Below are 5,706 nucleotides of genomic sequence, written 5' to 3'. Positions count from 1 at the left end.
TGGGGTGTAGGGTGTAGGGTGTGGGGTGTGGGGAGAAACAATTCATAATTTGAGAGTTAATCACACTATTAAAAAGGGATTTAGTCTAACTGCTCGGTTTTACATCGGTTACTTTTTTTCTGGTCCAGATGGTGAGAATTGTCAGGAAAAGTCAACCCATCACTCCCCCTCAAGGATTTTTATCGATTCCAGTTAATCTATTAGAGACAGTACAAGTGTATTTAATTAACTGGCCGACGTTTAATTTATCGTACTATTCCCCTGTTCTATTTCTCCCAGTCTTATTAAAATTTCTGATTGATCTGGGTGATTTTTAATTTTATTGATCTCTTCATAAGTAACCTCCATAATATCAAATAATAACCATATTAATCTTTCTCTCTTATCCTCGTCACTAAATTTTTCCCCGATGATAGCGTTTAATTTTCCTTGATATTTCTCTTGCGTTTCTTTCAGTGTAAATCTACCGATTAATTCTTGGATGTATTCCTGAATAGTAACTATTTTAAAATAAAATCCAGACTTGATAGACATATATAGGCTGGTTTTCTTGTTTCCCAATTTCTTTTGGAAAGGCTCAATAATAGATGCTTGAAATTGTTTGTACAACCCTAATATCTTTTTGATCAGACTGGAGACAGGATTAATTGTCGATAAGCTAAATCCACCCATTACTTGGTCAATTTGTTCTAAATTAGGGTTTAAGGAACTAATAATAAAACCAAAGACCAGAGCAATGATTAAACCAACATATACATTATCCTCGATCGAGCTTAATAGAGAAAATATAAACTGAAGAAAAAGGTATAAAAGTATTGATACAAAAATTTTGACAATTAATAAAAAACTGAAAGTCTTTAAAAAATCCTTTTTTAAATCGGGAAATAAATGACGAATCCTAAAAGCTGAGAAATAGGTACTTCTAGTTTCAACTGCTACTCCAATAATTATCGCAGTCACCACAAAAAGCCACCGATCTTCTCCCAGAAGTTTCCGTATTTCGCTAAAAAGATCGGTGGCGGCGGTTGTCTGAGAATCTACCAAAAATAGGTAATGGGTGAATGAACTGAAAAAAGGAAACTTATCCAATTCCGTTAGAACCTGACTACAAAATACCATTTACCCTGAGCCAACGAGTTTTCCAAGTGGGAGTAAAGATTTTGTAGCTTTCTTCTTTATTGACTTTGATATAGCCTTTGTCCGCTAGTTTTTCTAATTTGTCTTGTAAGTTAGCTTCTCCAATTCTATCTGTTTCAATTTCAAAGCTCAAGACAGTGGCAGCATTAACTTTGAGTAAATCAGATAAAAGAGACTTCTCCGCGGAGGTTAAATAATTGTCAGACTTAGCTGAAGTCCCAGAATCACCCTTGTCTTTGGACTTAGAAGGAAATATGTCAAGCATTCTGTTTTGTGTAGTTTATAAATACACTTCGACCAGTACATCTTGATCCTCAGTCATGACTCTCTGAGTTCATGACTGAGAATGACTGAGATATGTCTGAGTTTTTTGCGATAAAATAGAGATTGCGTCGATTGATGGAAGTTTATGGGGCGATCGCTTAAAGTAAAATCAGAATATATCCCTAGAGTCAAACAAGCAGTTAAACTCAATGGTTACGCAAGTCAAGAGCTGCTTGCTGAGGAGTTAGGATTCGCAAGATCGACTATTAGCCGTTTTCTTAACGGTAAATCGATTAGTAATCTCAATTTTTATGAAATTTGTCAAAAATTAGGCCTTGATTATCGAGAAATCGCTGACTGGGATGAGTTGGAGGAAACACCGGCTGCCACGTCTGAGGATGAGGGAGAAAACCGGGCTGCGGATTTTTCCAAGTATATTGAACGTCCTCCAGTGGAACAGCTTTGTCTGGAGACGGTGAGTCAAGCAGGTTCATTATTGCGGATTAAATCAGCCAAGGGGATGGGTAAAACCCTATTAGTCGATAGAATTTTGAGTCAAGTTGACAAAAGACAGTATAAAACCGTCAGTTTGAGTTTTTTACAAGCAAGTAAAGGAATTATCGGCGATTTAGACCGATTGCTCTCTTGGTTTGCTTTGATTATTTCCAAGAAATTAGGGTTAGCAGCTCTCTTTCAGGAAAAATGGCAAGAAGGATTAGGACTTTATAGCTGTACTGCCTATTTTGAAGATCATTTGCTCAAAAAGCTGGATAAACCCCTAATTTTAGTTTTAGAGGAGATAGATAGTCTTTTTACCTATACCAGCGTTGCTGACGATTTCCTTAGTTTATTTCGTCTTTGGCACGAGGAGGCAAAAAATAATAATACTTGGCAAAAGTTACACTTAATTATCACCTATTCCACAGAAAATTATGTTCCTGCTGACCTGAATAAATCTCCTTTGAATTTAGGAACAGGAATCCTGTTACCTGATTTTACTCTAGAACAGGTCTTGACTCTAGCCAATAAATATCAGGCTAACTTGGGAAAAGATGAACTGCAAAAAATAATTAATCTTGTCGGGGGACATCCCTATTTAATCCAAAAAGCGATTTATGCGATTACCCAAAAACAACTGTCTTTAGCAGATTTTTTAGAGACAGCAGCCACGGAAGCGGGAATTTATGGGGATCATTTGCGAGGACATTTGCTAAACTTACAAGAACATCCAAACCTAGCAGCAGGAATGAAAAAGGTTGTAGAGTCGTCTTCTCCCGTTGATTTAGGTGCAACAATTAATTGGCAACTTCATAGTTTAGGATTAGTAACCTTTGTGCAGAATGCTGTTCAACCCCGTTATCCACTATACAGCGACTATTTTAGGTATCGCCTATCCTCCTAAAATCCGATATATTGAGTTAGGTACAGATAACCTTTGATTAAATTATTCATCGAACTTAACCAATCAGACAAATTGCTAATTTTAATCCTATGGCGACCAATTTTTATTATGTTGGAGGCAGCATTCCCCTAGATGCACCTAGTTATATCAAGCGGGAAGCAGATGATATATTTTATAACTATCTAAAAAATGGACAGTATTGCTATGTGTTAAATTCCCGTCAAATGGGAAAATCAAGTTTGTGGGTACAGACACAAAAACGACTGAAAGAGGATAATATTGATTGTGCTACTATTGATTTGAGTGGTCTGGGAAAAAACATATCCGAAGATATTTGGTATCGAGTATTATTTGAGCAACTGGTTAAACGATTTGATCTTTCTATTCGGGAAAAAGAGCAAACTTGGTGGGATGAACGAGCCTATAAATCAGCTATTAATCGTCTTGATCAATTTGTTGAGGAAATTCTCTTAAGGGAAGTATCCCGACCTATTGTTATCTGTTTCGATGAAATTGATAGCGTTCTGAGTTTAAAATTTTCCACAGATGATTTCTTTGCTTGGCTGCGTAGCTGTCATGAAAAACGTCCCCATAATAGGGATTACCAACGTCTAATCTTTTGTATGTTGGGGGTAGCGGCAGTTTCTAACTTTATTCTAGATAATAATCGTAGTCCTTTTAATATTGGTCAAGATATTCGATTATCTGGATTTACTAAAAGGGATGCCAGAAAACTTGCCGAGGGATTGCAGGACAAAGTTATCGCACCAGAACGGGTTTTAGAGGAGGTTATAGACTGGACAGGTGGACAACCGTTTTTAACTCAAAAAATTTGTCATTTAATCTCCACATCTCGCCCTGAATTTGGCAAGGAATCCCCAGCAACCCCGATTAATGTCGGCGATTTTATCCAGTCGCAAGTAATTAGTAACTGGGTATCTCAAGATAGTCCAGAACACCTAAAAACTATTCGGAATCGTTTATTAAATAAGCGTGTCACGGGTAGAAGAATGCTGAAGCTTTACCAAGAAATTTTAAGAAATGGTGAAATTACTGATGATGGTAGTCCCGATCAAATAGAATTACGCTTAACGGGATTGGTAGTTGAAGACCGACAAAAGTTAAAAGTTTATAATAAGATTTATAGAAATGTTTTTAATGAAAATTGGGTGACAACCGATGAACGACCTGGCCACAATTTTTGGAATTGACTGTATTGATTATTGGGGGTTAAAATTTCCAAGAAAAATCCTGTCCCACCAAAGAAACTATTTCCCAGTTCAGATGTATTGCCAAACATTAAACCGAAACCAAACATCCAATAAGCCAAGGCAGAAACACAGAAGACAATTAGGTTTTTAGCTAAGACATTAATGGCGTTATTAGTACGACAAAAACCCGTTTCCATCATGGCAAAACCCGCATTCATAAAGAATACTAACGAGCCGGCTATTAACATCCAGATATTAGCAACTAAATCCAGAGTAGAATTATTTAAATCTTGTGCTGTGACTTTGCCTACACCGATCAACAGCATGACGATAAGAGAGAAACAAAAAGATAGGATATTACGCAAACGCGGGCGATATTCTAGAAAAGATAATAATCGATTCATCGGCTATAACTCTCATGGGCAATTTCCCCTTTATAGTAATTAATTTAATACCCTATCGTTCACTCAAAACTGCCTTTTTTCTTGTCCAGATAGCGAGAATTGTCAGGAAAAGTAAACCCATCACTCCCGCTAAAGGATTTTTATCGATTCCAGTTAACCAATCGGGAACAGTACCAGTGTATTTAATTAACTGGCCAACGTTTAATATATAGTATGCCCAGATTAAACCCGCGTGCAGACCGATACTTTTACCCAAACTACCACCACAGGCGCGTTTTGCCCAACCGAGAATTAATCCTAGCAAGACTAAGGCAGGAAATTGGGGAAAAGTGCGGATAATTTCGGCTAAAGGTTTAATAAAGTGAGTAAGAGCGAAAATTAAGGCACTAATCACCAGAGCGATAGCGGGACGATAATCCTTTTCTAATTCTCGCAGTAACCAGCCCCGAAATAGCAATTCTTCGGCAAAACCCACCGCTAAAGCGACTAAAAACCCCTCCAGGATGATTTTGCTGATTTGGGGATTTGCGGGTAAGAAATTTAACCAACCTAGGAACCCTTGGGACAGAAAAAACGAGAAAGTGAAAAATAAACCGATCGCTAACCCGTTAATTAACTCGATCAGCGTTTTTCTTCGCCAAATCAACCCATAATCGGCTAATCCCTCATCGCCATAAATTGTCCGTCCCCACCAATGGGATAACCCCAAAAACTCCAGATAGAGAACAGAAAGGGTCAAAATTGAGACAAGATTGGCATTAGTGGCAAAAAAGTGATAGAGGGGAAGTGCGATCGGCAACCAGAGAAAAAGTAGGAGCAAAATAAAAATTCCCAGTCGCAGGGGGACTGGGTAAATGGCAATTACCCGTAATCTTTTATTCATCGGGTTCTATGCTGCTGGTTAAACCTTTATTTTTCAAGGTTTCACAGTAAAATTCCGCGTGTTCTTGGATGCAGGTAATCACCAAGGCTGTACCATTCGTGTGCGCTTCCATCATGATATCAACTGCTTGGGGTTGCGTCATACCGGCGATCGTTTGCATTAAACTCTGAACCACATACTCCATCGAGTTAAAGTCGTCATTGTGGAGTAAAACGCGATAACGCGGTGCTGGTTTACGGATTGTCGCTGTGGAACGCTTTTCGATGACTTCTGTGGACACCGTTTCTCTCCTTTGAATCTATATCGCAAATACAGGTCAATTACTTAATGATCATAATCAAAATTTCCGGATTGAGCTAGGCTTTTTTTGTGATCCGTGAGGGGTTGGGTGTTGGGGAGTGGGGG

General features: G+C 38.2%; 7 protein-coding genes. 2 read left to right on the top strand and 5 right to left on the bottom strand.

The genetic code is table 11. The features are described 5' to 3' along the window. Positions 1 to 240 precede the first annotated feature (240 nt). Both IQ224_RS21060 and IQ224_RS21055 read right to left on the bottom strand, forming a co-directional pair. Positions 241 to 1,119 (bottom strand): hypothetical protein, encoded by an 879-nt coding sequence (locus IQ224_RS21060; protein WP_194033458.1) that lies wholly within the window; start codon positions 1,117 to 1,119, stop codon positions 241 to 243. Beyond that, positions 1,106 to 1,402, bottom strand: coding sequence for a hypothetical protein (locus tag IQ224_RS21055; protein ID WP_002792858.1), 297 nt, complete (start codon positions 1,400 to 1,402; stop codon positions 1,106 to 1,108). The genes IQ224_RS21060 and IQ224_RS21055 overlap by 14 nt, the downstream gene beginning before the upstream one ends. Before the next feature lie 144 nt (positions 1,403 to 1,546). Here IQ224_RS21055 and IQ224_RS21050 point away from each other — a divergent pair, with 144 nt between their 5' ends. Both IQ224_RS21050 and IQ224_RS21045 read left to right on the top strand, forming a co-directional pair. Then, entirely contained in the window at positions 1,547 to 2,803 is a 1,257-nt protein-coding gene (locus tag IQ224_RS21050) for an AAA-like domain-containing protein (RefSeq protein ID WP_194033457.1), read from the top strand. A gap of 89 nt (positions 2,804 to 2,892) precedes the next feature. Beyond that, entirely contained in the window at positions 2,893 to 4,014 is a 1,122-nt protein-coding gene (locus tag IQ224_RS21045) for an AAA-like domain-containing protein (protein ID WP_194033456.1), read from the top strand. Here the strand turns inward: IQ224_RS21045 and IQ224_RS21040 are convergent. Genes IQ224_RS21040 through clpS form a run of 3 tightly spaced genes read right to left on the bottom strand, consistent with a single transcriptional unit; the run spans position 3,945 to position 5,581 of the window. After that, positions 3,945 to 4,418 carry a hypothetical protein gene (locus tag IQ224_RS21040; RefSeq protein ID WP_255527497.1) on the bottom strand — a complete coding sequence of 158 codons (474 nt, stop codon included), beginning with the start codon at positions 4,416 to 4,418 and terminating at the stop codon, positions 3,945 to 3,947. The genes IQ224_RS21045 and IQ224_RS21040 overlap by 70 nt on opposite strands. A 52-nt stretch (positions 4,419 to 4,470) precedes the next feature. After that, a complete protein-coding gene (locus tag IQ224_RS21035) occupies positions 4,471 to 5,301 on the bottom strand; it encodes a CPBP family intramembrane glutamic endopeptidase (RefSeq protein ID WP_002748779.1) in 831 nt (276 codons plus the stop codon). Then, positions 5,294 to 5,581 (bottom strand): ATP-dependent Clp protease adapter ClpS, encoded by a 288-nt coding sequence (gene clpS / locus IQ224_RS21030; RefSeq protein ID WP_002738526.1) that lies wholly within the window; start codon positions 5,579 to 5,581, stop codon positions 5,294 to 5,296. Before clpS ends, IQ224_RS21035 begins: the two co-directional genes overlap by 8 nt. Positions 5,582 to 5,706 lie beyond the last annotated feature (125 nt).

It is taken from the genome of Microcystis sp. LEGE 00066, assembly GCF_015207925.1.
GTDB classification, from domain to species: Bacteria; Cyanobacteriota; Cyanobacteriia; order Cyanobacteriales; family Microcystaceae; genus Microcystis; species Microcystis ichthyoblabe_A.
The sequence above is the reverse complement of the archived record's forward strand: the minus strand, read 5'-3'. Positions and strand labels throughout refer to the sequence as shown.

Excerpts from the sequence above, each read along its gene's own strand:
- IQ224_RS21060 (WP_194033458.1), bottom strand. The coding sequence starts at position 1,119 with ATGGTATTTTGTAGTCAGGTTCTAACGGAATTGGATAAGTTTCCTTTT.
- IQ224_RS21055 (WP_002792858.1), bottom strand. The coding sequence starts at position 1,402 with ATGCTTGACATATTTCCTTCTAAGTCCAAAGACAAGGGTGATTCTGGG.
- IQ224_RS21050 (WP_194033457.1), top strand. The coding sequence starts at position 1,547 with ATGGGGCGATCGCTTAAAGTAAAATCAGAATATATCCCTAGAGTCAAA.
- IQ224_RS21045 (WP_194033456.1), top strand. The coding sequence starts at position 2,893 with ATGGCGACCAATTTTTATTATGTTGGAGGCAGCATTCCCCTAGATGCA.
- IQ224_RS21040 (WP_255527497.1), bottom strand. The coding sequence starts at position 4,418 with ATGAATCGATTATTATCTTTTCTAGAATATCGCCCGCGTTTGCGTAAT.
- IQ224_RS21035 (WP_002748779.1), bottom strand. The coding sequence starts at position 5,301 with ATGAATAAAAGATTACGGGTAATTGCCATTTACCCAGTCCCCCTGCGA.